General features: G+C 37.2%; 28 protein-coding genes and 1 other annotated feature. Of the genes, 11 read left to right on the top strand and 17 right to left on the bottom strand.

Going from position 1 to position 24,722, the window contains the following annotated elements; all coding sequences use genetic code 11:
* Nucleotides 1–59: 59 nt before the first annotated feature.
* The 5 genes from MKY07_RS08345 to MKY07_RS08325 all read right to left on the bottom strand — a co-directional run bounded on the left by MKY07_RS08345 (nt 60) and on the right by MKY07_RS08325 (nt 6,060).
* Nucleotides 60–1,397, bottom strand: a complete 1,338-nt coding sequence (locus tag MKY07_RS08345; RefSeq protein ID WP_339264403.1) for a sugar ABC transporter substrate-binding protein — start codon at nt 1,395–1,397, stop codon at nt 60–62.
* Between the two features lie 31 nt (nt 1,398–1,428).
* Nucleotides 1,429–2,265: a carbohydrate ABC transporter permease gene (locus MKY07_RS08340; RefSeq protein WP_339264402.1), complete on the bottom strand. Its 837-nt coding sequence runs from the start codon at nt 2,263–2,265 to the stop codon at nt 1,429–1,431.
* A gap of 6 nt (nt 2,266–2,271) precedes the next feature.
* Entirely contained in the window at nt 2,272–3,213 is a 942-nt protein-coding gene (locus MKY07_RS08335) for a sugar ABC transporter permease (protein ID WP_008407851.1), read from the bottom strand.
* A 137-nt stretch (nt 3,214–3,350) separates the two neighbouring features.
* Nucleotides 3,351–4,691 (bottom strand): sugar ABC transporter substrate-binding protein, encoded by a 1,341-nt coding sequence (locus tag MKY07_RS08330; RefSeq protein WP_339264401.1) that lies wholly within the window; start codon nt 4,689–4,691, stop codon nt 3,351–3,353.
* 22 nt (nt 4,692–4,713) lie between these two features.
* Nucleotides 4,714–6,060, bottom strand: a complete 1,347-nt coding sequence (locus tag MKY07_RS08325; RefSeq protein ID WP_339264400.1) for a glycoside hydrolase family 28 protein — start codon at nt 6,058–6,060, stop codon at nt 4,714–4,716.
* Between the two features lie 307 nt (nt 6,061–6,367).
* On the opposite strand from MKY07_RS08325, the gene MKY07_RS08320 reads away from it, so the two are divergent.
* Nucleotides 6,368–7,066 (top strand): diphthine--ammonia ligase, encoded by a 699-nt coding sequence (locus MKY07_RS08320; RefSeq protein WP_008407857.1) that lies wholly within the window; start codon nt 6,368–6,370, stop codon nt 7,064–7,066.
* 153 nt (nt 7,067–7,219) lie between these two features.
* Nucleotides 7,220–8,059 carry a YitT family protein gene (locus MKY07_RS08315; protein ID WP_339264398.1) on the top strand — a complete coding sequence of 280 codons (840 nt, stop codon included), beginning with the start codon at nt 7,220–7,222 and terminating at the stop codon, nt 8,057–8,059.
* A 359-nt stretch (nt 8,060–8,418) separates the two neighbouring features.
* On the opposite strand, the gene MKY07_RS08310 is transcribed toward MKY07_RS08315, so the two are convergent.
* Nucleotides 8,419–9,360, bottom strand: a complete 942-nt coding sequence (locus MKY07_RS08310) for an MBL fold metallo-hydrolase (RefSeq protein WP_339264397.1) — start codon at nt 9,358–9,360, stop codon at nt 8,419–8,421.
* 310 nt (nt 9,361–9,670) lie between these two features.
* Nucleotides 9,671–9,882: a binding site (T-box leader), on the top strand.
* Between the two features lie 70 nt (nt 9,883–9,952).
* Here MKY07_RS08310 and proC point away from each other — a divergent pair.
* Nucleotides 9,953–10,759 (top strand): pyrroline-5-carboxylate reductase, encoded by an 807-nt coding sequence (proC, locus tag MKY07_RS08305; protein WP_339264396.1) that lies wholly within the window; start codon nt 9,953–9,955, stop codon nt 10,757–10,759.
* Between the two features lie 339 nt (nt 10,760–11,098).
* Here proC and MKY07_RS08300 read toward each other — a convergent pair whose 3' ends face one another.
* Complete coding sequence (locus MKY07_RS08300; protein ID WP_008407863.1) at nt 11,099–11,341, bottom strand: hypothetical protein; 243 nt, start codon at nt 11,339–11,341, stop codon at nt 11,099–11,101.
* Between the two features lie 242 nt (nt 11,342–11,583).
* Entirely contained in the window at nt 11,584–11,967 is a 384-nt protein-coding gene (locus MKY07_RS08295; protein WP_339264395.1) for a pilus assembly protein PilB, read from the bottom strand.
* A 385-nt stretch (nt 11,968–12,352) separates the two neighbouring features.
* On the opposite strand from MKY07_RS08295, the gene MKY07_RS08290 reads away from it, so the two are divergent.
* From MKY07_RS08290 to MKY07_RS08280, 3 genes are all read left to right on the top strand, one after another.
* Nucleotides 12,353–13,588, top strand: coding sequence for an IS110 family transposase (locus MKY07_RS08290; RefSeq protein WP_339264394.1), 1,236 nt, complete (start codon nt 12,353–12,355; stop codon nt 13,586–13,588).
* A 320-nt stretch (nt 13,589–13,908) separates the two neighbouring features.
* On the top strand, nt 13,909–14,265 hold the full coding sequence (locus MKY07_RS08285; protein WP_339264632.1) for an ABC transporter: 357 nt from the start codon (nt 13,909–13,911) through the stop codon (nt 14,263–14,265).
* Between the two features lie 129 nt (nt 14,266–14,394).
* Nucleotides 14,395–14,658 carry a hypothetical protein gene (locus tag MKY07_RS08280; RefSeq protein WP_339264393.1) on the top strand — a complete coding sequence of 88 codons (264 nt, stop codon included), beginning with the start codon at nt 14,395–14,397 and terminating at the stop codon, nt 14,656–14,658.
* A 351-nt stretch (nt 14,659–15,009) separates the two neighbouring features.
* Here the strand turns inward: MKY07_RS08280 and MKY07_RS08275 are convergent, their stop codons facing one another.
* Nucleotides 15,010–15,444: a DUF3885 domain-containing protein gene (locus tag MKY07_RS08275; RefSeq protein ID WP_339264392.1), complete on the bottom strand. Its 435-nt coding sequence runs from the start codon at nt 15,442–15,444 to the stop codon at nt 15,010–15,012.
* A gap of 584 nt (nt 15,445–16,028) precedes the next feature.
* On the opposite strand from MKY07_RS08275, the gene MKY07_RS08270 reads away from it, so the two are divergent.
* The 3 genes from MKY07_RS08270 (at nt 16,029) to MKY07_RS08260 (ending at nt 17,329) form a co-directional block, all read left to right on the top strand.
* Complete coding sequence (locus MKY07_RS08270) at nt 16,029–16,343, top strand: metalloregulator ArsR/SmtB family transcription factor (protein WP_008407867.1); 315 nt, start codon at nt 16,029–16,031, stop codon at nt 16,341–16,343.
* Between the two features lie 81 nt (nt 16,344–16,424).
* Complete coding sequence (locus MKY07_RS08265; RefSeq protein WP_251688254.1) at nt 16,425–16,853, top strand: DMT family transporter; 429 nt, start codon at nt 16,425–16,427, stop codon at nt 16,851–16,853.
* 11 nt (nt 16,854–16,864) lie between these two features.
* A complete protein-coding gene (locus MKY07_RS08260; RefSeq protein ID WP_339264391.1) occupies nt 16,865–17,329 on the top strand; it encodes a DMT family transporter in 465 nt (154 codons plus the stop codon).
* Between the two features lie 76 nt (nt 17,330–17,405).
* Here the strand turns inward: MKY07_RS08260 and MKY07_RS08255 are convergent, their stop codons facing one another.
* A complete protein-coding gene (locus MKY07_RS08255; RefSeq protein WP_014824058.1) occupies nt 17,406–17,693 on the bottom strand; it encodes a hypothetical protein in 288 nt (95 codons plus the stop codon).
* A 196-nt stretch (nt 17,694–17,889) separates the two neighbouring features.
* Between MKY07_RS08255 and MKY07_RS08250 the strand changes: the two genes are divergently transcribed.
* Nucleotides 17,890–18,444: a nucleotidyltransferase family protein gene (locus tag MKY07_RS08250; RefSeq protein WP_339264390.1), complete on the top strand. Its 555-nt coding sequence runs from the start codon at nt 17,890–17,892 to the stop codon at nt 18,442–18,444.
* 201 nt (nt 18,445–18,645) lie between these two features.
* Entirely contained in the window at nt 18,646–19,038 is a 393-nt protein-coding gene (locus MKY07_RS08245; protein ID WP_339264389.1) for a cohesin, read from the top strand.
* Nucleotides 19,039–19,271: 233 nt separating this feature from the next.
* Here the strand turns inward: MKY07_RS08245 and MKY07_RS08240 are convergent, their stop codons facing one another.
* From MKY07_RS08240 to MKY07_RS08210, 7 genes are all read right to left on the bottom strand, one after another.
* Nucleotides 19,272–21,503, bottom strand: coding sequence for a PBP1A family penicillin-binding protein (locus tag MKY07_RS08240; RefSeq protein WP_339264388.1), 2,232 nt, complete (start codon nt 21,501–21,503; stop codon nt 19,272–19,274).
* A gap of 291 nt (nt 21,504–21,794) precedes the next feature.
* Complete coding sequence (locus MKY07_RS08235) at nt 21,795–22,160, bottom strand: hypothetical protein (RefSeq protein WP_339264387.1); 366 nt, start codon at nt 22,158–22,160, stop codon at nt 21,795–21,797.
* A 65-nt stretch (nt 22,161–22,225) separates the two neighbouring features.
* Entirely contained in the window at nt 22,226–22,681 is a 456-nt protein-coding gene (locus tag MKY07_RS08230; protein WP_339264631.1) for an SMI1/KNR4 family protein, read from the bottom strand.
* A gap of 49 nt (nt 22,682–22,730) precedes the next feature.
* Complete coding sequence (locus tag MKY07_RS08225; protein ID WP_339264386.1) at nt 22,731–22,895, bottom strand: tRNA U-34 5-methylaminomethyl-2-thiouridine biosynthesis protein; 165 nt, start codon at nt 22,893–22,895, stop codon at nt 22,731–22,733.
* A gap of 27 nt (nt 22,896–22,922) precedes the next feature.
* Nucleotides 22,923–23,258, bottom strand: coding sequence for a cupin (locus tag MKY07_RS08220; RefSeq protein ID WP_339264385.1), 336 nt, complete (start codon nt 23,256–23,258; stop codon nt 22,923–22,925).
* A 338-nt stretch (nt 23,259–23,596) separates the two neighbouring features.
* A complete protein-coding gene (locus MKY07_RS08215; RefSeq protein WP_339264384.1) occupies nt 23,597–24,292 on the bottom strand; it encodes a UDP-N-acetylmuramyl pentapeptide phosphotransferase in 696 nt (231 codons plus the stop codon).
* A 106-nt stretch (nt 24,293–24,398) separates the two neighbouring features.
* Complete coding sequence (locus MKY07_RS08210) at nt 24,399–24,680, bottom strand: hypothetical protein (RefSeq protein ID WP_008407889.1); 282 nt, start codon at nt 24,678–24,680, stop codon at nt 24,399–24,401.
* Between the last annotated feature and the right edge of the window lie 42 nt (nt 24,681–24,722).

Raw genomic sequence — 24,722 nt, 5'->3', positions numbered from 1 at the left:
TCGTTTGTAAATTTCAAAAAACAAAGGGTGTGGCTAAAGCACCGCACCCTTTTTTTGTATTATTTGCCGAAGTGCTCTGAGTATTTAGCTTGCGCAGCTTCCATCGCACCCGCCCACTCATCTAAAAATTCCTGTGCTGACGCTTTACCACTCATTACCGATTGGATTCCCGCATCGACCGTACCATCCAGGATTGAACGGTATTCAGGTAAATAGAATGGCGGCTTATAAAGAACTGTGTTCGGATCATCATACACTTCAAATGCAGTTTGAATATGAGGCGAATTTTGAATCCAGTCTTCTTTTAACACGTCACTGTTCGTCGGAATCTGACCGACTTGCTCATTCCAGAAACTTTGACTAGCTGCCGAGTTCAGGAATTCTGCAAATTTCCATGCTTCATCGGGATTATCTGTCCCGTTGAAAATTGAAATACCGATCGTATTTCCGCCTTCCGCCACGTAATTGCCGTCTTCCGATTTAGGCAGTGGAATCGCCTGGAACTGTCCTTCTTCCAATGCTTCCTTGTGCTCACCGAATGAACCGATGTTATGCTGTACCATTGCCACTACACCTGTATCAAAGCCGGCGATCATTTCTTTATAGCCGTTTGTAATATCGCTTTTCGGTGTGTAGTCTTCATATAACGATAAATACTTTTCGATAAACTCGACGTTTTTCGAATCATTGATCGTTGCTTTGCCGTCTTCCATCAAATAATTTTCAAACCCGTTGTACGCATACATCATACGCTGAATTTGGAATGATCCGCCTGCTCCGCCGCGGATTGTATAGCCGTAGCGATTATTCGCTTTATCCGTCATTGCTTCTGCAGCCGCATAAAATTCATCCCAAGTCTCAGGAATCTTTACTCCTTTTTCTTCAAACCAGTCTTTGCGTACCCAAAGGATATCCAGGTTTTGTGTATAAGGAATTCCGTATAGCTTTTTATCCGCTACGATGTCCTTATTGAAATTCAGTGCCCCTTCATTGATCATACCGTTCAGCTCTGAATCAGCAAAATAATCATCTAATGGCAGTAATGCTTCACGAATCAAGAATTCAGGTAACCAGCTCGTTTGGACAGATGCCAAATCCGGCGTATCGTCCGCTGCAATGGCCGCATCCATTTTTGATTTTGCCGAGTCTTTCGGTAATCCGACATACTCCACATCAATCATCGGGTTTTCCTTTTCAAATCGGGAAATTAATTCCTCCCAAATCGGTGTTCGCTGCGGTCCGGCATTTTCATCCCAGAACGTAATTTTTACCGGCTTTCCGTTTTCTGCTGATACCTCTTTTTTACCTGCCGACTCATCATCCCCGCAAGCGGCCAATAATAACGCTGTTGCGATCGTACCTACTGCTATCGATTTTCTGAACTTGCTTTTGAACATCAACCTTCACCCCTTATAAATTCATGTACAATTAACCTTTTACTGCTCCACCCATACCATTGACTAAATGCTTTTGTGCATATGCAAATAAAATTACTGCCGGAATTAAGGCAATGACACTGCCTGCTGCCAACGCACCGTAGTTGACATTGAATTCGCCCATCATCGTACTCAGACCGACCGGCAAGGTGAACCGGTCCTGACGATTCGTGAGCATTAAGGCAATTAAAAATTCATTCCATGTGTAAATGAATGTAAACACCCCTGTTGCGACAATACCTGGAAGCAGCAGCGGGAACACGACATGACGGATGGACTGAAGTTTCGTACACCCATCAATCATCGCCGCTTCCTCCAATTCTTTCGGAACGTTTGCGATGAACCCGCTCATCAATATGGTCGTAAACGGAATCTCAATCGCCGTATACGTAATAATTAGAGCGAGTGGACTGCTGATCAGCCCTAAATTTTTGAAAATGATAAATAACGGGATAATCATCATTGATCTCGGGATAAATTGCGTACATAACAGCATCAGCATAAAAGCGCGTTTTCCCTTGAACTGATAACGGGCCAATGCATAGCCGGATAATGTTGAACAGATTAATACAACAATTACTGTACTGATGCCGACGATCAAACTGTTTTTCATGAATGTGGCAAACCCGACATTATTCCACGCCATCACAAAGTTTTCCACTGTCGGATTAAGCGGCGCATATTCCAGCGGACGTTTCATAATATCTCCCTCAGGCTTGAACGCCGTATTGATCGTCCAATAGAGCGGGAAAAGGGTAAAACTTAACAACATACCGAGCGGCACATAAAGTGTCAATAACTTATCTATTTTTTTATTTTTAGAAAACATAGGCTATCACTCCTTTTCATAGCGCGATAATTTCAGATAAAGCGCCGCGAAAACTAATAGAATACCAAACGAAATGACTGTAAGCGCTGAGCCATATCCAAAGTTACTGCCATGAACAGCTAATTCTGCAATATACATTGTTAATGTTGTTGTTGAATGGGCAGGTCCGCCGCCTGTTAAGTTGAAGATCAGGTCAACGTTATTAAACTCCCAAACCACTCGCAGCAGTGTCGTTAAAATAATCGTATTTTTCAGCTGCGGCAATGTTACGAACAGGAATGATTTCCAGCGGCTCGCACCATCTACGCGCGCTGCTTCGTACAATTCTTGCGGAATACTTTGCAGACCGGCCAAAAGAGTAATCGCAAAGAATGGAATACCCCTCCACAGTTCGGCAATAACTACTGCACCAAATGCGGTAGATGTACTTGCCAAAAAGGCTTGCGGTGAATCTATAATGCCGAAACGCATCAGGATATCATTCAGTACACCCATATGCTCGTTGTACATCAATGACCAGATAACAGATGCCAGTACACCTGAAATCGCCCAAGGAATAAAAGCAACCGCACGTATAATTCCTCTGAATTTAAATGTCTGGTTCAGCAACAGAGCCAAAATCAGACCAAATACCAATTGAAGCCCCACTTCTGTAACAACCCACTTCAAACTGTTGAGTAAGCTCGGGAAGAACAGCTTATCACTGGTAAAAATATTCACGAAGTTATCGAGCCCTGCAAAACTATTATAGTAAGGTGCCGAAATATCGTAGTTTTGGAAGCTATAATAAAATACCATTCCTATCGGGTAGAAAAGGAAACTTACAACCATTAGTACGGCCGGCGTAATGAATAGATATGGGACCAGCTTCGCCTTATTAAATTTGCGGACTTTTTCGCTTTTCTTTTTTTCCAATACTGGTTCATTTACTTCTGGGGAATAACTCATTAAATTTCCTCCCTTCTTACAAATCATTCTAATTGAAAACGCTTTCCCGAAATATTCAAAATATTAAGATGTTAGATAAAAATTTTAAGAATCTTCACATTTTGATGGCATAAAAAAACGCTGAGCAGTTTTTTCACCTACTCAGCGCTTCCCGTTTGGGCATGATATTTTTCATATAGTGCATATTCATTTTCAATGGCCACGCTCCACTCTTTCAAGAACTGCTCGATTGTTTTCGTACCGCTCAGCACTTCCTGAAGCCCAGGTTCAACAATCGTAAACCGGATGGAATTATACGCAATTAAATAGAATGGCGGCTCGTACATTTTCGTGTTCGGATCTTGATAGACAGAAAGCGCTGTTTGCAGATGCGGCGAATTTTGCACCCAGCCCTCCTCCAACACATCCTCATGTGTCGGCAATTGACCGACTCGTTTGTTCCAATGGCTTTGTCCCTTTTGCGACGCGATAAAGGAAATAAATGTCCATGCCTCTTCCGGATGATCGGTGCCCTCGAACATTACCATATCCATCGTATTACCTGCCTCAACAGTGTAATGCCCATTGACTGATTTCGGCAATGGCAATGCCTGAAACTGATCCGGTGACAGCACTTTTTGATGCTCTGCATATGAACCGATATTATGCTGGATTAAACCGACAGCGCCATGTTCAAAATCGTCAAGCATGCCTTTATAATCTTTTACAATATCATTTCTCGATGTATGTAAGTCATAGAGCGACAAATATTTTTCCAGAAACTCCACATGGAGCGGGTCATCAATTGTACTCTCTCCATTTTTGATATACGTCGAAATACCCGAATAGGCATACATCATCCGCTGCAGCTGAAGTGACGACCCTTCCCCGCCGCGAATGCTGTAACCATACTGTTGATGCTCCTTATCCGTAAAAGTTTTCACCGTATGAAAAAAGTCATTCCATGTATCTATCGTATCCAGCTCATAGTTGGAGAGCCAATCCTTTCGTACCCAGAGGACATCCATATTTCGAGTGTAAGGCAATCCGTACAATTGATGATCCTGTGATATATTTCGATTGTAACTGATGAGAGACTCCGCAATCTTGTCTCCTTCTTCCCACTTTTCAAAATAGGAATCCAGTGGCACCAATGCTTCACGATATGTATATTCCGGTAACCAGCTCGTATAAATGCTGCCAACATCCGGCAATGTCTGCATTGCGAGTGCCGAATTGAATTTCGGTTTCGCGATATCCTTCACGAAGCCTTCGTATTCAATATGAATATGGGGATGCTCCTCTTCAAAGGTCGCGATCAGTTCTTTCCAAATGGCCGTACGTAACGGACCGGCATCATCAAACCAAAACGTTAAGGTCACGTCTTTTTTCGGCGAGCCATCCACCTTTTCTGCTTCCTCACTTGAACAACCCGCCAACATTAACAGTAAACAAATGGGGAAGACATATAACATATAGGTTTTTCGTAAGCTGCTCAATGAGATTCCCCCTTAACGTCAGCTAGCTTCTCACATTCGACATTTGGACAAGCATTTCATCCTTTGCCGTATCTTTGGAACGACAGTGTTCCATCACGACATTTTTACTATTCGTTATTTCAAATGCCGGTCCTTCATGCTGTTGGACCGTCACATGCTCAAACAACACATTTTCCGCATTGGAACAGAAAAAACCACGTTGTTTCATCGGTTCCAGATCCACCATCATTGCCGGTAAATCTGGCTCTGCATCCAGTTTCATCGCAATACGAATATGGCTGAATGTAATATCCTCAACCGGCATCTCCGGTAAGCCATACATAAAGCCGGCAGCCGCCGTTACCTCCGTCGCGGTTATATTCGAAAAATGAATATGTCTGAACTTCGGTGTCAGCGCTGTAACAGGCTGCACCTCCTTATCCGAAACATACGGCTCCATTCCTCGTGGACCGTGATAATAGTATAAGTTTAGTATAAACGGACAAATGACATTATTCATCACAATATTGTTTACACGGATATTTTCAATCGTACCGCCTCTTCCTCGCCGTGACTTAAAGCGAATGCCGCGGTCTGTGCCTTCAAAAATACAGTTCGACACAACGACATTGCGAATATCTCCGCTCATCTCACTGCCGAAGACGACCCCGCCATGACCGTGGAGCATCGTACAGTTCGTAATCGTTATATTCTCACAAGGAATCACACGCTCCGCATCCTCAGTACCCGATTTTATCGCAATACAGTCATCCCCGACGTCAATCGAACAATCGGAAATTCTCACGTTGCGGCACGATTCCGGATTAATGCCGTCCGTATTCGGGGAATTCGCCGGATTAACAATCGACACAGCCGAAATCGTCACATTGTCACAATCGTTCGGATGTACCGTCCAGCTCGGTGAATCAATCATTTTCACCTGCTCAACATGCACCCGCTCACAATGGTCAAAGCTCACTAAATTAGGGCGAGGATATGCGAGGGCATCCTCTTTAAAAAGTTTCCACCAGTAAGCACCCTGGCCATTGAGTGTGCCAAAGCCTGTAATCGCAATATTTTTTGCATGACAGGCATAAATACAGGACATATATACATCTCGACTTGCCCCTTCCCAGCGAGAGGAAATGACCGGATAATCCTCCCGATCATTTGAAAACAAAAGCTCGGAACCCGCCTCCAAATGCAAATGCATATTACTTTTCAGTTCAATCGCACCCGTCACAAACACACCGGCAGGCACATAAACCGTCCCGCCCCCTCCCTGTGAACAAGCCTCTACCGCACGCTTAATCGCAGATGTGTTATTGGCCCAGCCATCACCTACCGCACCAAACTGTTCAATATTATAAACCGCCGAACTATGCTGCATTGTATCCCATCCTTTGCAAACAAATCTTGTTGAGATTAGCATATAAAATCTTGCTTATGGAAGTCTAGCTGCAGATAGGAAATGCTAAAAATAGTACGGGAAACATAGTAAAATATTGTAGGTTCCGGGGGGGGGGTCGAAACGAACCAATGACAGTTGTTTCGTACTTGCAGTAGCTACTACCATTCCATTTTTTCGATTAAAATGTTTTTCAATGAAAACGAGCGATGGATACGCTACACTAAGTTAGACAGAATAATCGAAGCAGTTAGATTGTTCATTCATTATATAAAAGGAGATACATAGGATGGGAATTTCACAAGATTGGAAAACCGGTGCAGATGGTCAAAAGTTTGTTGTTTCCTTTAGCGGAGGGAAAGATAGTACACTCGCTTTATACGAGGCCATGAAGACCGGGAAAGCTGTAGGTTTAATTATCGTACTCGAAGAATATGGGACACGATCTCACTCTCATGGAATGACCGTCGATTTCATAAAAGCACAAGCAGCGTCTATTGGCTTACCAATTTATTTAGCAGCAGCAAGCTGGGAAAACTATGAAGCAACGTTTATTGATATGCTGCACAAAATGAAAACATTAGGAGCAGAAGCACTTGTTACAGGCGATCTCGATATGCCAGAGCATGGCTGCTGGCATGAAAAAGTGACAAACATTGCAAACTTAACGCTCGGAATGCCTTTATGGCAAGCGGATCATACAGAAATTGTGGAACGCTTCATTAATTTAGGTTTTAAAACAATCATTACTACGGTTAACTTAACACTCGGTATGTGTGAAGATGATTTAGGGAAAGTATTAACTTATGAATATGTGCAGGAACTAAAATCTCGGGGCATTGATCCTTGTGGTGAGGGTGGCGAGTTTCATACAACTGTTATTGATGGACCCATTTTTAAACAGCCGATCTCCTTTAGGCCGCTTGAAATTATTCGAGAAAACAACTATGCGTTTTTACTGCTCCAATTAATTTATACAAATGATTGAGTAATGGCTCCTTGCAAGTTATAATATTGCAGGCACATTAAAATACCAAATAGCTGTTGGCGTTATCCAACTCCATAGGCACTCGATAAAATGGTTCCTCTTTGAAACAATATCGACTATGGCAAATTTCAGTTACAAACGGTGGAGTGAAATATGAAAAAATTTACAACTGATTTTATTATAATAATGGTTGGGGCATTTCTTTTTGCACTTGCTATCAACTTATTCGTTATTCCAAACGATTTAGGTGAAGGCGGTGTAACAGGTGTCACGATTATTCTTTATTATGTAATGGGATGGTCTCCTAGTCTTGTCAGCTTTGCTATCAATGCTGTCCTTTTAATAATCGGCTATCGATTTCTCAATAGGCAAACAACCATTTATACGATTATCGCCATAATCTTCAATTCAATTTTCTTATATTTAACTGAATCTTGGTCTATTCAATCAGATGAAATTATAATTAATGCCATTTTTGGTGGGGTTTTTGTTGGTATTGGGATTGGCTTAATTATCCGCGTCGGTGGTACTACTGCCGGCACAACCATCCTAGCGAGAATAGCAAATAAATTCCTAGGCTGGAATATTAGCTACGCGCTACTCTTTTTCGATTTAATCGTCGCATTCTCATCTTATTTCATTATCGGCGCAGAAGCACTTATGCTCACGATTTTGATGCTTTACATCGGTACAAAGGTGATGGAATTTGTAATTGAAGGGGTGAATCCTCAAAAAGCGGTGACAATCATTTCGAAAAATCCGAATGCCATCGCAGATCAAGTAAGCTATAAAATGAACCGTGGTATAACAGTTCTTTCCGGGCACGGCTATTATACGAAGGAACAAAAGGAAATCCTCTATATCGTTATTAGCAGACAAGAAGTGATTAAGCTAAAAAATATCGTAAAAGAAGCAGATTCGGATGCCTTTATTGCAGTCCATGATGTACGGGATGTGTTTGGAAAAGGCTTTATTGAGCTATCCAAGTCTTAATACGATAAGGTTATTGGTCCCCGCCTAATTGCAAATATAAACCAAAGTAGGGGCTGTCCAAAAAGTCGAAACTTTTTGGACAGTGCAAGCCTCGTGTAGTAATGTCCGCTTTAGACGGTGCTTCTGCGGTAGTTGGAACAAATTCTTACCATCTTCGGCGCAAAGGGAGTGTCCCAGAAATAATTCTCGGACACTCCCTTTTCTTATGGATTCTTATTAATACAGTTCGTCTTCGTCTTCCATGCAATGACCAGTGGCTATTTTTTGCTTTTCCGGCATCCATGAAAACGATCAGAAAAAAATAAAAATCGTTGGACTTATTGAAATAAAAAAAGTGTCAAAATCCTTCTCTATCGCACTCAGCATTTCCTATAATAATGAATCCCATCCCGCACCTCAATCTCGACCATACCTTGCTCGACCAGGTAATCAAACTGCCCTAATGTTTCCGATAGTGTCAATCCTAACTGCTGCTGATAAATGCGTTCGAATAATTGAGTTGTCATTTCAAAGTTAGTTTGCGGTGTCTTAAGCAGACCGTATACTTTTAATGCGCGTTGTCTCTGTTTTTCCAACCGTTCATCAATGAGTGGTTCGATATTTGTCAGTTCTCCGCCATGACCAGCATACACTTTGGAGATCTCTAGATTTTTCAGACGTTTAAGTGATTCATTATATTGCAGCAATGATTTAGGACGTTCCATCGATAAATCAAGCGGTGGCTCGACTAATGGATTCGAAGATGTGCGTTCCAGTAGTAAATCACCGCCGATACATTCCCGAGTAGTCTCGTTGACAAAAATCAGATGGCTTTGTGCATGACCGGGTGTTTCATATACTTTCAAACCAGGATGACCTGGCACTTCATCGCCCTCTTTTAAATAGCCAGTCAATGGAATTGTACCGAATAACTCAATTTCCCCTTTAACATGTAAAATCCGGTTCACATATTTTTCAGGCACGCCTTGCTCAATTAAAAGCTTTTTGAAAAATCGCTCATGATATTGCAGAAATTCCGGCTCTTTTTTCATCCAGTAATCAACATATTGATGCCCTAACACTTCCGCGCCGGGAAATGCATCGATCCAACCGGCATGGTCCGGATGATGATGTGTCAGCACGACTTGTTCCACGTCTTTCAAGTCATAACCTGCACTGTGTAAACCCCATTTGATTGCTTCATATGCTTCTTCCGTTTTCGGACCTGCGTCGAATAATGTCAGTGCATCCCCCTTTACTAGAAAAGCATTTACATCTCCCACTGCATATGGTGTCGGTATAACAATTTTATGTACTTCCATATTTTAATCCCCTTTATCTTAATTCAGCAATCACTCACCTCTTCAAGTAGATGATAGCTGCTTGTTTTGTTTAACCCAGCTGCTGGTACAAAAGCCAGCTGAATAAAGATAAGCCTCTGGCAGATGTCACAGATTTTAAATTGAAAGCTTTTGAGTAAACTCAAAAAAATCTGGACTAATTACGCCGAGGCGTAATTGATATGCTCGTAATGAATGACTATTCATTTATTTTAACTCTTTTTTCTTCATTCGTCACGTCAAAGGTTGACAGTTTTTCAATACAGCACTATAATTTTGGATAATTCAAAATTTACAGGCAATGAAAAAGCCAAGTAGATTATTTTAAGGTTTTAGAGAGTGCCGTCTTTGCTGAAATCGGCATAACCCGCTGGAATAATCGAACCTCCTTTTGAGCCGTTATGACAACATAACCGTACCCTTTGCGATAAAAAGGCTGAAGCTGCACACATTATGTGTGAATAAAGGTGGTACCGCGGAAATCAATGCATTTTCGTCCTTACTTGTTTGTAGGGATGGAAATGCTTTTTTATGTTCCTTAAAGGATCGGATTTAAAAATCGGAGGGATACTTTATGCAAAAAATTATTTTTATTGGCGCAGGCTCGATGGCAGAAGCACTCATTCATGGATGGATTAAAAAGAATGTCATCAACCCTCATGCCCTGTTTATATCCAATCGGTCGAATAAAGAACGTCTAAACGAACTGGTGGAAAGCTATGATGTCAACCTATTGGAGGATCATACACACTTGCGGGATGCAGACCTCGTTATTTTAGCAATGAAACCGAAAGATGCGCGTGCTGCTATGGAAGTCATTGCACCTCATCTAAGTGCTGATACCGCAATTTTATCGGTACTGGCTGGTGTCAGCATTGATACGATTGAAGAGCATCTCGGCAGCCGCCCAATCGCTCGTGTAATGCCGAACACCTCCGCAACAATCGGCATGTCTGCATCCGGCATTGCATTCAATAACCATGTAACAGACGTGAAGCGTGCGCTTTATATTCAAATGTTAGAAGCGATTGGCATTGTCATCGAAGTGGAGGAAGAAAAACTTCATGCAGTTACAGCCCTTTCCGGAAGTGGTCCTGCCTATTTATACTATTTGGTTGAAGCATTTGAACGGGCTGGTGCTGAGTTTGGTCTATCAAAAGAAATTGTACGGGAACTGATGGTACAGACGATTGCTGGTTCCGCGGAAATGCTGAAATCCGGTAATTTGGAACCTTCCATACTGCGCAAAAAAGTAACAAGTCCAGGAGGAACGACTGAAGCCGGGATCAAAGCACTTGAATCGATGTCCTTTAACGAAGCGATTGTGAACTGTGTTCGAAGTGCCGAAAACCGTTCAAGGGAACTGGCGCGTGAGGAATAAAAAAACACCTACTAATAATTCGAATATAGGGTGAAAAGTATAATAAAATAAAACAGTACTTATATTTAGGAGATTTAATTTTTGTTGTATATAACAAAAATTTTTAATAAAACTAAAAAACATCCATTAAATCTTTATTGAGATAATGGATGTTTTTTAAAATTTTGGTCTTTACTTTACTTAAATCACTTTTCTTAAAGATTGTGGCTATGAAAAAAAGAAAAATGTCATTATTCAATAATCGTGCGCGATTGTTGAATATCGTTTTCTGTGTTTTCAAACTTTTATTTGGGAACGTATTTAAAAACTTTATACACCCTTGTGGAATATAAGCAAAAGTTAGTTGGTTTGAGTGTTTGATACTCTAAATATCTTTTGAGATAGAGAATAAGCAACTGTGGCTGTTAACAATGCCAATAGTAACGGATTTGAGGCACTTCCAAATGATATTTCTCGATTTAAATCATTTGCAATTGAAGGGAGATTTGGAGTGTGAAAAGCTGTAAGTATCAAACCCGATAATATTTGAAATGCTAGAAATAATATTATGAAACTAATTATAAATACAGAAAACTTCTTCAAAATTTTTCACCTCCTTCGAAACTATTATTACATTTACGGATTAGAATTCATAAAGTTCCGATAATTCCACGCAAATATAACATAATCGTTCCAAAAGCGGCGTTTGGGAACCTTCTTAAAAGAATGTTATTCAACAATATGGCTCTTTAGCTAAAGAAGCCACATGTCTTTTCAATAATTGCACCCGATGGTTGAATATTGAAAGAATGATAACCACCTTCACTCATCCTTCTCTATATATTTTATTTCGCATCAGAATTGAATCGTATTAACGTTAAAATTGAGTACAATGGGAAAATCAAATATATAGACATAAAACCACCAAGAGTAAAGAACCAAAGATCAATGCACCACACCAAAATTAAACCGATAACATTTGTTAGAACAACAAAAAGTATTTTGTTTTTTATTCTATTAGTTAAATAAATATCAATAGGGACTACAAAGATAATAGTAAATAAATAGATTCCTAAATAGAGCAGTACAGCAAGCTGTATTTTCTCAACTGTCGAAGGAGGCATTATTTCGGATCGGAATACTCCTTCGATAAATACGATGCTTAATGTGGTAACTAATGCTACTATTATCGGGGCAAATAGCATCTTTGCAATAGAAATCTTTCTCATTCAAGTCACCTCTTTTTGTTATTATAATCCAGTCTTTAAGATGATAGCTAATCTTAATTTCTTTAGAGGCATTGTTCAACAATATGGTCATATAACGGAAAAACACGATCTTCTTATTGAAGAATCGCACCCAATCGTATTATTAGGTCAGCCAGAAAATATTTCTGGTTGACCATTTTTTATATCGATATATGATAACGGTAGCCGAGGTAGAACGTTCGCGCCCGTGGGGCTAAGACCTCGTCCGCAAAACAGTTCACCCCCTACTTGTAGAAACATGTTTGAGGCTGGTTGGGACAGTGATCTCGTATAACAAGCGAAGCTATGACACTACAAAGAGGATTTAGGGGTTACCGGTAATTATCATTTTGAAGGAGGGATTATAATGAATCCAGTCATCGGTCTGGATGTAGCTAAAGGTGAAAGTCAGGTTCAAGCATATTTGGAAAGAAAGAAGCCCTACAAGAAAAGCTTTAAAGTGAAACATGATCTTGATGGGTTGGCTAATTTATTAGATTTTATTAAAGAAGTAGAAGATATTTCAGGAGGGCGTCCCCCTCTAATAATGGAATCAACAGGCCATTATCACACACCAGTTGTTCAATATTTTGAAGACAAAGGTTATTTAATCATTATTGTAAACCCACTCATCTCTTATAAGGCAAAAAGTTCTAGTTTACGAAAGGTAAAAACAGATATCGTTGATGCCAATCATCTCTGCGAGCTGTATTATAAGGAGGATTTAGAGCCTTATAAAAAGCGTGGCATCCAACTTGCGAACTTACGTCATCTTACGAGACAGCACGATAATATTACAGGCATGTTTGTACAAACTAAACTACAATTCCAGGCAGTCTTAGATCAAGTATTCCCTGAATATAGTAATGTTTTTGGCGACTTATATTCGAATGTTTCTTTAAAAATACTACAGACTTATCCTACTTCAGAAGATATATTGAGCGCCAATAACGAAGTATTAACAACTAAAATAAAAGAATTCTGTAATTCTCGTTCTCTACAATGGGCAAATCAACAGGCTGAAAAGCTAATGACTGCAGCAGCTCAAAATCCATTTCAACAGGCTTTATATTCTAGCCTTGCCCTAAGTTTAGATATGTATATTAACATGATCTTCGAATACAAAAAACACCTATCCCTACTTGAAAATGAGATAGATGCTTTGGCCAAAAGTATTGAAGAATCGAAGATTATCCAATCAATTCCTGGTATCGGAGAAAAAATCGCTGCCACGATTATATCTGAAATTGGGGAAATTGAAAGGTTTAATCACCCTAAGAAACTAGTCGCATTTGCCGGTCTTGATCCAAGTATCTTTGAATCAGGTACATTCAAAGGCACTTACAACCGAATAACCAAAAGAGGCTCTAGCAGACTACGGCAAGCTTTGTATATGGCTGTTAAATGTGCAATTCGTGATTGTCGAAAACAGAAAACTACAGATGAAATCCTTCCTCGTAATAAGAAACTACGGGCGTTTTATGATAAAAAACGTGAAGAAGGAAAACCATTTAGAGTAGCTGTAATAGCTTGTGCAAACAAACTCTTACATTGGATTTATGCAATATTAAAAAACAAAACTTCTTTCCAAGACATAGCTTGATTTAACAATTTAACCAAGCAAACCTAAACTTTCCAAATCAAGAATTTGGACGGTTATTTGGCATGCACAAATTTAGTATAACATGATATTTTTATTATTTTTAATGAAAATTATTGACAACTATTAGCTGGTTTTGTTGCATAAGGGCCCGTCATATTCGTAGGTTTTACTACCTTACATACAAAGAAGTTCCCAAATACGATTTTGAAGACTTAATTAAGGCTATGAAACAACGGTTTGGGAAGGTTATACTTCAACTAACGAGGCAATTTAGTTGAATAAAAAGTGATAAAATATATATGTAAAATCTAACATTGGACGTGATTAAAACGGATAATAGATTACTGGAAATTTATGAAGAATGGCAAGGAAAATTAGAAAAAGACGAGTGGTATTTCAGTAATTCTTTTGAATCAATTACTAAGGGAATGACTTCTGAAGAAGCATATAATTATTTACCAAAAGTCATTGAGATGTTATTTAAGTTGGACGAAGACTATTTGATATGGGAAGCTCTTTACTTTTTAATTAAACTGTATAGTATTGCAAATACCACTCAGATTCACCCATTTTTTGAAAGGAATTGGTCTGAGTTAACAAATCATATCAAGAAATTTAATGATTCTTATGCTACTCCATTTAAAGTACTTAAAAATCACCTTAGAATAACAAACTGAAATTATACCTTTTGCCACTAACGAGTGCTTAATGGCAAAAGCATTTTGAAATGTGCAAAACCCCGCTTTATTAGCTTTTTTATTTATAATAGTATCTTAGATTAACTTAACAATTAAGAAGGTGTTAAATTGAGAAATTATTTTAAGTCCTACGCTTTAGGTATATTATTTGGCTTGCTATTCTTTTTGCCAGGACTTTCAGATTTTAATTGGTCATTACAAAAACATTGGATTGCAATGCTTATTTTTGCCCCAGCTTTAGCATATATATTTGTTCTATATACAAATTTTATAACCAAGCCTATTAAAGAGAATTGGTTGTATTTGTTAACTTTCATATTAGGCTTAGTATTATGTGTGGTTGCTTTATTTTCTTTAGAAAGTGTACTTTAATATTTTTTGGATATTTATAAATTTCAAAAATAAATAACGTTCTCAAATTAAAGTTTTGGAATACACCAAAATACGGGAAACGTTTATTTAATAACGTTCTCCGCTTTTCTTATGGAACAATGTTTATACGTAATTTTATACAAGTCAATGAAACGTTACTTAAGCTACTTTTATAATTGCTGGGCATGATCTTTAATTTGTATAAAAACTTGTATAGCTATTCTTTTATCGGTATAAATCTGCATCTTCTCTAACACTCCCCCAAGAAAAATGTTGCTTCACAATATGGCCCTATAACGGAAAACGCGATCTTCTTATTGAAGAATCGCGCCCGATTAAGGAATAAGAATATTAAGTAGTTAAACGAAAAGATAAAGATTTTTCCTGCAATTCCCACCCACTAAAAGTTTCAAGGTATTTTTCATGTAGTTCTTTATCTGCGCTTATAATTTCACACCCTCTATCATCGTATAAATGAAAAATACAATTAGTATTAACATTTATTAAAAAAACATCAGGTGCAAAATAGCTATGTGCTTTTCTTAACCGAGGTTGAAGAGAATGGAAATCCTCATGAATTAATGTTTTCAAAAGCTGTTCTATCTTCAAATCAGAAACTTTACAGAACAATGTCATTTGCTGAATAAGTAAATTATCTTCATCGAACTGCCATTGGAACTCATGTAAGTGCAAGAAATACTTTAATTTTTGTTCTTTTACATATCGTTTGAAAAAGTTAGGATAAACTACTTTGTTTGTTTCATGGGGGTATGAATTTACCACCACTAAGACGTCATCCATTTTCTTGAAAAGTATTGGAACAATTGCAGATACCTGTTCATAAATCGTATTAAACCTTTTCATGTTAAGGCGGTTATTGTCACCAAACTGATAAATGTCATTTCCTAATTCTAGATGTATACCGATATTCCATTGATGATAAAAATCTGGTGTTATAGAAAGGCCATTAAAATGTTACTCCATAATTTCTTGTAGTTTCATAAATATCCGTTTTCAGCTCCATTACTATTTTTGTTTTAAATAATTTAATTATCATTGAATTTTAACATAAATATCAAGCTTACTTTTTAAATCTTATTCCAGAAAATGGACTTGAAAAACTCGATTTTCTTATTGAAGAATCGCGCCTTATTGTTGAATAGTTTAGGATATATCCCTTTCGAATCTTAATATTTATTAAAATGATCTTTCAAACCAAACACATTTACATCATTAAAAATGTAGTACTTTTTAATAGTTTTATTCTAAATATAACCATAGATAAGTTAAACTAGTGGGTACCTTTTCCTGGGAAATACTTCAATAAATCACCTTGACATATCGAAAATTCTAGATATATAATTACACGCATGGAACCTATTGATGTATTCAAAGCATTATCGAATGAAACAAGACTCAATATCTTAGAGTGGTTAAAGGAACCCGAGAAACATTTCCCAAAACAAGGCGCTCACCTACCGAAGGAGGTAAGTTACAAGGGTGGAGTATGTGTTGGGGATATTCAGGAAAAGGCCAAAATTTCTCAATCTACTGTTTCTAGCTACTTAAATATGATGCAAAAAGCTGGTTTACTTGAGTCGATTCGCCATGGACAATGGACATACTACAGACGTAATGAAGAATTTATTCAACAGTTAGCTGAATACTTTAAAACAGATATCTAATATTATTGATTTCTGTTTTTTTATCAATACTTATATCGATATTTCTAGATATACAATTATACCGAAAAGAGGATTTCATCTATGCGCTTTATATTTTATCTATTTGCTTTTTTAGCTGGAGCAGCACTTAGCTTTGAAGGCGCAATTTACGCTGAACTAGGAAAAACGATCGGACAAATAGAAACAAGCTTTTATAACTTCTTTATGGGCTCAATCATCATGGGGCTTTTGTGGCTCTTTTTTGGAAAAGGCAGGATTTCCTATACTTTGGAGGCACCTAAATGGGCATTGCTTGGAGGGCTCTTAGGTGTTGTTTATTTAACTTCCATCGTTGTAAGTGTCCCGTTCGTCGGAGTAGGCATAACAATGGTTGCTGTCATCATCGGGCAATTGGTGATGAGTATGACGATCGAGCATTTCGGGTGGTTAGGTAGTAAGAAAAATAAGATTAATAAAGAAAAAATATATGCAGTTATTTCAATGATCATCGCACTTATATTAATAAATTAGGAGGTATGGCCATGGGATTATTTATGATTCTATTCACGTTGATTGGCGGTATCACATTAAGCGCACAATCATCTATCAATGGTACATTTAGTCAAAAAGCCGGAACAATTGAAACAACATTTTTAACCTTTCTCACTGGGACAATGTTTTTGACCATATTTATTTTATTTTTTGGTAACGGGAATCTGCTAGGAATTTTAGAGGCGCCAAAATGGCAATTAAGTGCAGCGTTTTTAGGTACTATGTATTTACTGTTGACAGTTATGGCAGTACCACGAATTGGAGTGATTGCAACCAGTATTGCTGGTATAGCTGGTCAACTAGTAATCGGAGTGATTATTGATCATTTCGGGTGGTTCAATAGTTTAGTCATAGAATTAGATGTTAAACGAACATTTGCCTTATTCTTTATGTTTATCTCCCTATATTTTATCTATAAAGGAGATAAACGTACTACCGATGATACTGTTGCATAAGAGAGTGAAGTCTTCTCTATAAATAACCAATTTGAGGCAATCTTCATCTGATGAGGATTGCCTTTATAATTCGATTTTAAAAAATACTGTAAAATTTCTTAATTATAGTTACTAAAATGGCAATAAGGAATACAATCAGACTATTAATTAGTAAATAGCCGGCAAGATTCAGCCCGTAGAATATGGCAAAGGCATCATTAATAAATAATGATAACGCAATTCCTAGCCCCCCAAATACACCTGCCAGCAGTAATATTATTAATGCAGCAGAGTACAGACTTTTCTCCTTTTTGAAGATTATAAACCCAATAACATTTGCAATAACGATTAAAAAGATCATTAGTACAACTAAAAAATTCCCCATTAAACTCCCCTCCATATACATACTTTACCAGTTAAACTGAAAACTTGTTAAGAATTTCCCTAATGAAATCAATCTGACTTCCAGTGCTTCTCTAAGGCAAAACATTGTAAGCATTAAGTTTGTATAATCTTTTATAAGGAATAGCTAGTTCAAAATACAAAGGATATAATAGCAGTAAAAAAGGAGATGATTAAATTTGGATTACGAATTAGAGTTAACGAACATTATAAAATCAGATCAACTTATGATGTCGATTTTAAAAACCGTGCAAGAATTAAAATTAAATGATTGCTGGGTCGCAGCGGGTGTTATTCGAAATAAAGTTTGGGATTACTTACATAATGTACAAACAGAAATAAATGATATTGATGTAATATATTTTGACGAGTTGAATAATTCAATAGAGTCTGAAAAAGCGTTAGAATCCGAGTTGCAAAAGAGTATGCCTCATCTGCCCTGGTCCGTAAAAAATCAAGCCAGAATGCATGTTAAAAACAGACTTTCTCCCTATTCATCATCATTTGAAAGTGTTGCTCATTTCCCTGAAACACCTACAGCAGTAGCCGTTCGTTTAAATAACAATCAAATAGAAATCTTAGCTCCTTATGGTTTAAATGATTTATTCGTAGGACTAGTTAGACCTACGCCTCCATTTAATCAAGACTCCAAATTACATCCTATTTATTCAAATCGAGTACAAAGTAAAAATTGGGGTTCTATTTGGAATACATTAAAAATTGATTCGGAATAAAAGAAAAACAACTAAGCTACATACAAGCGTCATAACGATAGAGCGCTGATCCTTTTAATAGAATCGCGCCCGATAATCAATTTTATTTTTATTCTTTTCATGACGTTCACCTATCTAAAAAACAAGAATATCACTAAAAATTTTGTCAATCATTTCTTGATATAATTCCATTCACTATCTCTCATATTAAGGAATGAGGAGATGATAACATTGTCAAATAAGAACAATAAAGAAAACAAGCAGGCAAGTAATGATCAATCAAAGCTAGGTACTCTTTACGAAATCGCGAAAGAATTTTCACCCATCCTTTCAACCGATGCTAAATCCAAAATCGAAGAAATTGCAAAAGAGTTCCTTCCTGCTGATCAAGCTAACCGAATGTCCAATGCATTTGCTTCAATGAAATCACAACCGAAAAGCCAGGAAGAAATTGCGAAAGAATTCCTCCCTGCAAATAATCAAACAAATCGAATGTCCAATGCGTTTGCTCCGATGAAATCACAACAGAAGAGCTTAGAAGAGATTGCAAAGGAATTCCCCCCTACTAAAGACCAAGCATTTAAGCGTGATAATGGTGCGAATTTTGATAAGTAGAATACTTAGGTCTTGATAAATTTATTAGCAAAGCCTGTGAGATTTTTTCACAGGCTTCTTCACTTTAGATTAAAAAAATTTTAAAACTCAACCTTTTTTCAATAAAGATGGTATAGAACCCCACTCTTCGGCTAAATGAATAATTGCTTAGAAAAAATGGCTACAAAAGCCGGCAAACAGATTATATCTAGAAAAGTAGGATTTCCCTCATAATAAACCTCGATTATTTCAAATTACTCTTTTTCCTCCTTTTTGTTCTCCTTCTCCTTTTCAGTGTCTTTCTTCTCCTTTTCCTTTTCCTTGTCTTTCTTCTCTTTTTCTTTCTCTTTCTTCTCCTTATCCTTATCTTTCTTCTCTTTTTCTTTCTCTTTCTTCTCCTTATCCTTATCTTTCTTCTCTTTTTCTTTCTCTTTCTTCTCCTTATCCTTCTCCTTCTTCTCTTTCTCTTTCTCTTTCTCTTTCTCTTTCTTAACCTTCTCCTTCTTCTCTTTTTTCTCTATCTCTTTTTCTTTCTTCCTCTGCTCTTCCTCTTTCTTTTCCTGCTCTTTTAGCTGTTTGGCTAGTAGAGGTAAGTTAAATACTTTTTGGTTAAATTCTGTCATAGATTCAGCCAAAACTGCTTTGAAAATCTTTGTGACAGTAGATCCACCAGTTCCCATCAAATAATGATTTTCATCTGTTTGATCATATCCCATCCAAACTGCCCCAACAATTTCTGGCGTATATCCTACAAACCAATGATCCTTCGCGCCCCCTGAATTCGCAAAAGGAAGCTCGGTCGTGCCCGTTTTACCGGCTACTTCCCATCCTTCCACTTGAGCATTCTTTGCTGAACCTTCTTCAACAACGCCCTTAAGCATATATGTTATTTCTTGAGCGACTAGGGGCTTCGTAACGCTCGTCTCATTATAATGCCAATTAGCAATGACCTCGCCATCTGCATCTTCAATTTTTTGTATAGAGTGTGCTTCTACCATTACACCTTCATTAGGAAATGTGGAATATGCCTGAGCCATAGATAAAGGAGATATGCCTTCACTCATACCACCAAGTGCTAAACCTAAATTATGATCCTCTTCTTTTAGTTTAATACCAAAACGCTCAACAGCATTTATACCGTAATTCAATCCCATTTTATTTAATAACCATACCGGTGGGATGTTGTATGAATTCACCAATGCTTCATACATCGTTACTTCACCATGGAATCGTTTGTCATAGTTCATAGGTTGATACCCGTCAATATTAATAGGTGAATCTTGTAACTTATCATAGATTTCATATCCTTGCTCCAAAGCAGGAGTATACGCCGCCAATGGTTTCATAGTTGACGCAGGCTGACGTTTTAATTGAGTAGCTCGATTAAATCCTCTAAAAGTATGTTCCCCTCTACCTCCAATTAGTGCAGTGATTCCTCCGGTTGAGGGATTGATGAAGATTGCTCCACTTTGGATTAACTGGTCCGATTGCCCTTCAGGAAACATTTCATTATCTTTATATACCTGTTCAACTGCATTTTGTATTGCAGGATTAAGTTCTGTATAAATATGAAGTCCACCCGAAAGTACCTCATTTTCTGTAAGCCCGTATTGTTCGATCGCTTCTTCAATAATATGGTCTACATAATAAGGATATTTCCCCTTATAATCATCCATCTTTTTGCCCTCTAATACGATAGGTTGTTCTTTTGCTTTTTTCGCATCGTTTTGAGTTATGTAACCTTCCTTTTCCATTAATGCTAGAACAAGGTCTCTCCGTTGAACTGATTTATTCATATCTTTTAATGGTGACAAAACTGACGGCGCTTTAATCAACCCCGCAAGCATAGCCGACTCACCTAATGTTAATTCACTAACATCTTTGCCGAAGTACGTTTCGGAAGCACGCTGTATGCCCCATGCGCCTTCACCAAAGTAAATCTGGTTTAAGTACCGTTCCATTATTTCGTCTTTATCGTATGTTCGTTCAATTTTCTTCGTCAATATGAGTTCTTTTAACTTTCTCGTATATGTACGTTCTTGTGTTAGAAAGACATTTTTAGCTAACTGCTGTGTAATCGTACTGCCTCCAGCCACTATTTCTCCACTCATCATGTTTTGAGTCAATGCCCGAACAATCCCTATCATATTAATTCCACTATGCTTGTAAAACTTCTGGTCTTCCGTTGCAATTACAGCATGAATAAGATGTTCCGGAATCTGTCCTATACTGACCCCATCTATTTTAGAACCCGTAACCTTACTGGCTATATCTCCATTTTGATCATAAATAATCGTTGGCTGCGGAGTGGGTTCTTCTAGTTTACTGACATCGCTTGCCCAAATAAAAATATTAAATATGAGGAAACAGCATAATAAAAATACTGAACCCACTGCAATAACTTTCAACATTATTTTTTTATCTTTAACCTTACTCCATATCCGCCCGGTTAATTTTTGTTGCTGTCTTCTTTCCACTCTTTTCACGTTTCGTTCCACCTTTTAGTCTTACGATTCAGCTTCTGCATAAAGGTTATTGTTAGTTAGGAGATATACATAGTCAATAGGATTTTGTTAAACCACTACTTTGTCCTCTCTTAAATTCAATGCAGTTCATAACATTTCTCCTACATTTTATGCCCTTAAATGTAAAATGGGCGCTAATTCTTGTTTAAGAATCTCGCCCAATTGATGAAAATGCTTCTTAAAGTAAAGCACTCCTGAATTATTTTTCTGATAAAAGGATAAGCTTTATCCTGAGGGTTATTTTAGAGGTATTTACATTCTTATGTCTTTACTAATTATTTTATTAGTATCAGGATTTATATAGATGCCAATCGGCCCCAGAAATCTGTCTCGAGATGTATTAAATATTACTTTCATGACTTTCAATGGATTATTATCTGGGAGTACTTCATCATTAACGCTGAGCTGTTCCTCAGTTACTTTTGCATCTTTCCAATTCCCCATCACGGTTTCTTTATCCGTATCGCTCAAACTTGCCCAAGCAATTTCCCGCATTTCCATATATACTTTCTCTAATTCACTTAAAGAATCTACTGGATCTACCTGTTTTTCATTAATGCACCCTAGAACGATAAAACTTAAAGAAAGAATAAAGAGAAATAAAATCAGATTTTTCATTTGCACCTCACCTATATTTATACACCTAAAACCATTTCTATTCTTGGTGTGAAATTAAGCTTTTATTATTCCCATACTGTTAACCCATTTAAAAACGCTTCAAAATTAGGAGCAAGTTCAATAATCTTTTCTTCTTCAGTATCAATAAAAATTACAGGAGGTTCTGTCATTTTAATTCTATAATCCAAAGCTATCCATGAGTGGCCGTCCCCAGAAATCAATACAACATTATTAGGTAGTTCCCATTCTTGGATCAAATACTCACTTTGCAATATCCCTTTATCCATACCCAATCCAATCCCAATTATGTGATCAACATTAACATGATCTTCTGCCCAAGAGTTCGGTATATTAGTTGGATATGCATTAAATTTTATATAACCTCCATTTTGTTGTTTCAAAATATTTATGTAGGAATTAGGCAGCTTTATGTTTAATAATTCTTCTGCTTTTTTTACCATCTCATCTGTTAACCTCTCTAATTTATAATAGTCGTTATCCTCTTGCCAAATACTTTTCATTGTAAATTCCTCCATTGAATACATACCCCCTAATCCTGGAATGAAGTTCCTAAATCGTCCTTTCGCCTTTTGGTTTACTTCTACCGAATAAATATCCTAAAATGATTCCCATTAGAAACATGAAAAACCTTTCTACTGAAAAGTCATCTGTAAAATATCCCCATATTATCCAACCTGCTATAGACCCCATTATTAAACCCAGTATATTTTTCACTCTTTACCTCCTAAAATTATGGCCATACTATATTTGTAACTCTGCTGATTGTATAACAATAGCAGTGAAACCTTTTTGACTACCACAAACGTGACTTTCTCCTTTTTCCCATAAGACAGCTTCACCCATTTGCAATTTTACCTTCTCGTCGCTTTTCCCCTGAACCCAACCTTCTCCCTCAATCACGATAAACAATTGTGGAACAGGTGCTTCATGACGACCTACTAAACCGTTAGCTTCGACATAAATAAATCCAAAATTTGTGGGCGTTTCAGTTTTTATAATTTTATTATAGGTAGTGAAAATTGAATTATAATTCAAAACTGGTTTCGCTTTATCTTTCGTAAAATTTAATAGTTGCAAGATAGAACCCCCTACAAGAATTTATATTTTTTATTTTGATAAAACATTGTCCAAGAGTGCTTTAGATTATTTATAATCTCTTTGATTTATTTCTTCTCTTAATTTCTTTATTTCTTCCGTCTGTTCCAGAATATTATTGTTCATTCTTCTAATCAAATCATATATAGCAAAGAGACCAACGAAAAATAATATAGCGAATAGTATACCCATCAGTTACCTTCTTTCTTTTTTCTTTAGTTTTATATTCTTTAAAATTACATAGGATTATTTGTACAAAATTTTCACCCTAGAAAATAAATAAGCGCTGATTCCAATTACAGAATCGCGCCAAATGAATTTTAAATAAATCGATACTTACGGGAGAATTGGGAAATAGCCAAAATAACAGTTGCCCCAACTACCAAATCCCAAATTATATTAAAGGGAATTACAAACATCAGTAAACCAAACAAAACAGCTACTGAAGCGCTAATGATCATTGACTGTGCGCTAGTTAATCTATTTTGTAAGAAAAGATAAATTACTAACGGTAATGCCAAAGTAAAAATTGGAATGTAAATTGTGATAAAAGAAAGCTTAAGTAAAGACAACGACAGTACTGCAATTACAAAACCTATAGATGTAGTAAAGGTTCTTCCTAAAGTTTTTTTTCCTGAAATAGAAGCACACAACATAATAGTTAACACAGCAAATAGTCCGGTGATTGAAACAAATGTAACCCCCATAACAAATGCCGCTATGGAAAGACAAATTAATGAAATACATGGCAACAGCAAGATTAATGGTTGTTGCTCTTTTTCGATATTCATCACATTAGAAAACCCTACTAGGAATAATAAAGAAAATGGCATCGCTAAAAATCCTAATTCAATTTGATTAATATAACTAACTTCAAGATCACCAAACAATACAATGATCAATGACGCGCTAATTTGCCCAACTATCAACCAAATGCCTGATAAATTAAATTTTTGAGTAAGCTTCGTTGTCATTACGATCAAAACCAAGCCTACTAACAGCGTTAAATATAACAAACTCCCCCCACCTCTTATACACTGGAATAGTAAATCCAAATTAGCCTAATATAATCGGTCACCGCCTATATCCTACCATAAAAATATAATTTTTCAAATACTGCATTTACTTAAAATATTCTCTATATGCATTGATGAAAGCTTCAGGTGAGGATTTCACGATATACGTATATACACCTTGCAACGTATGTAAATAAAGGATCCCTCCCTGCTTTGCAATTTCCCGGTACGAAAAATCCATTACAATTTTGATCGGAAACACTCTATTTTGTGTAACGACTTTATCATTGTATAAATAAATGATCCGGTCATGTACAATTTCAAACTGTTCAGTACTTGTCACGGTTCTTTCTACTTTAATATAAGGATGTTGCGCGATCAAATTCATGTGAACCTCCTAAAGCAAAGACTTATTGAATATATTAGCACA

It is taken from the genome of Solibacillus sp. FSL W7-1472, assembly GCF_037969775.1.
Lineage (GTDB): Bacteria > Bacillota > Bacilli > Bacillales_A > Planococcaceae > Solibacillus > Solibacillus silvestris.
This window is presented reverse-complemented; position numbering and strand designations above follow the sequence as displayed.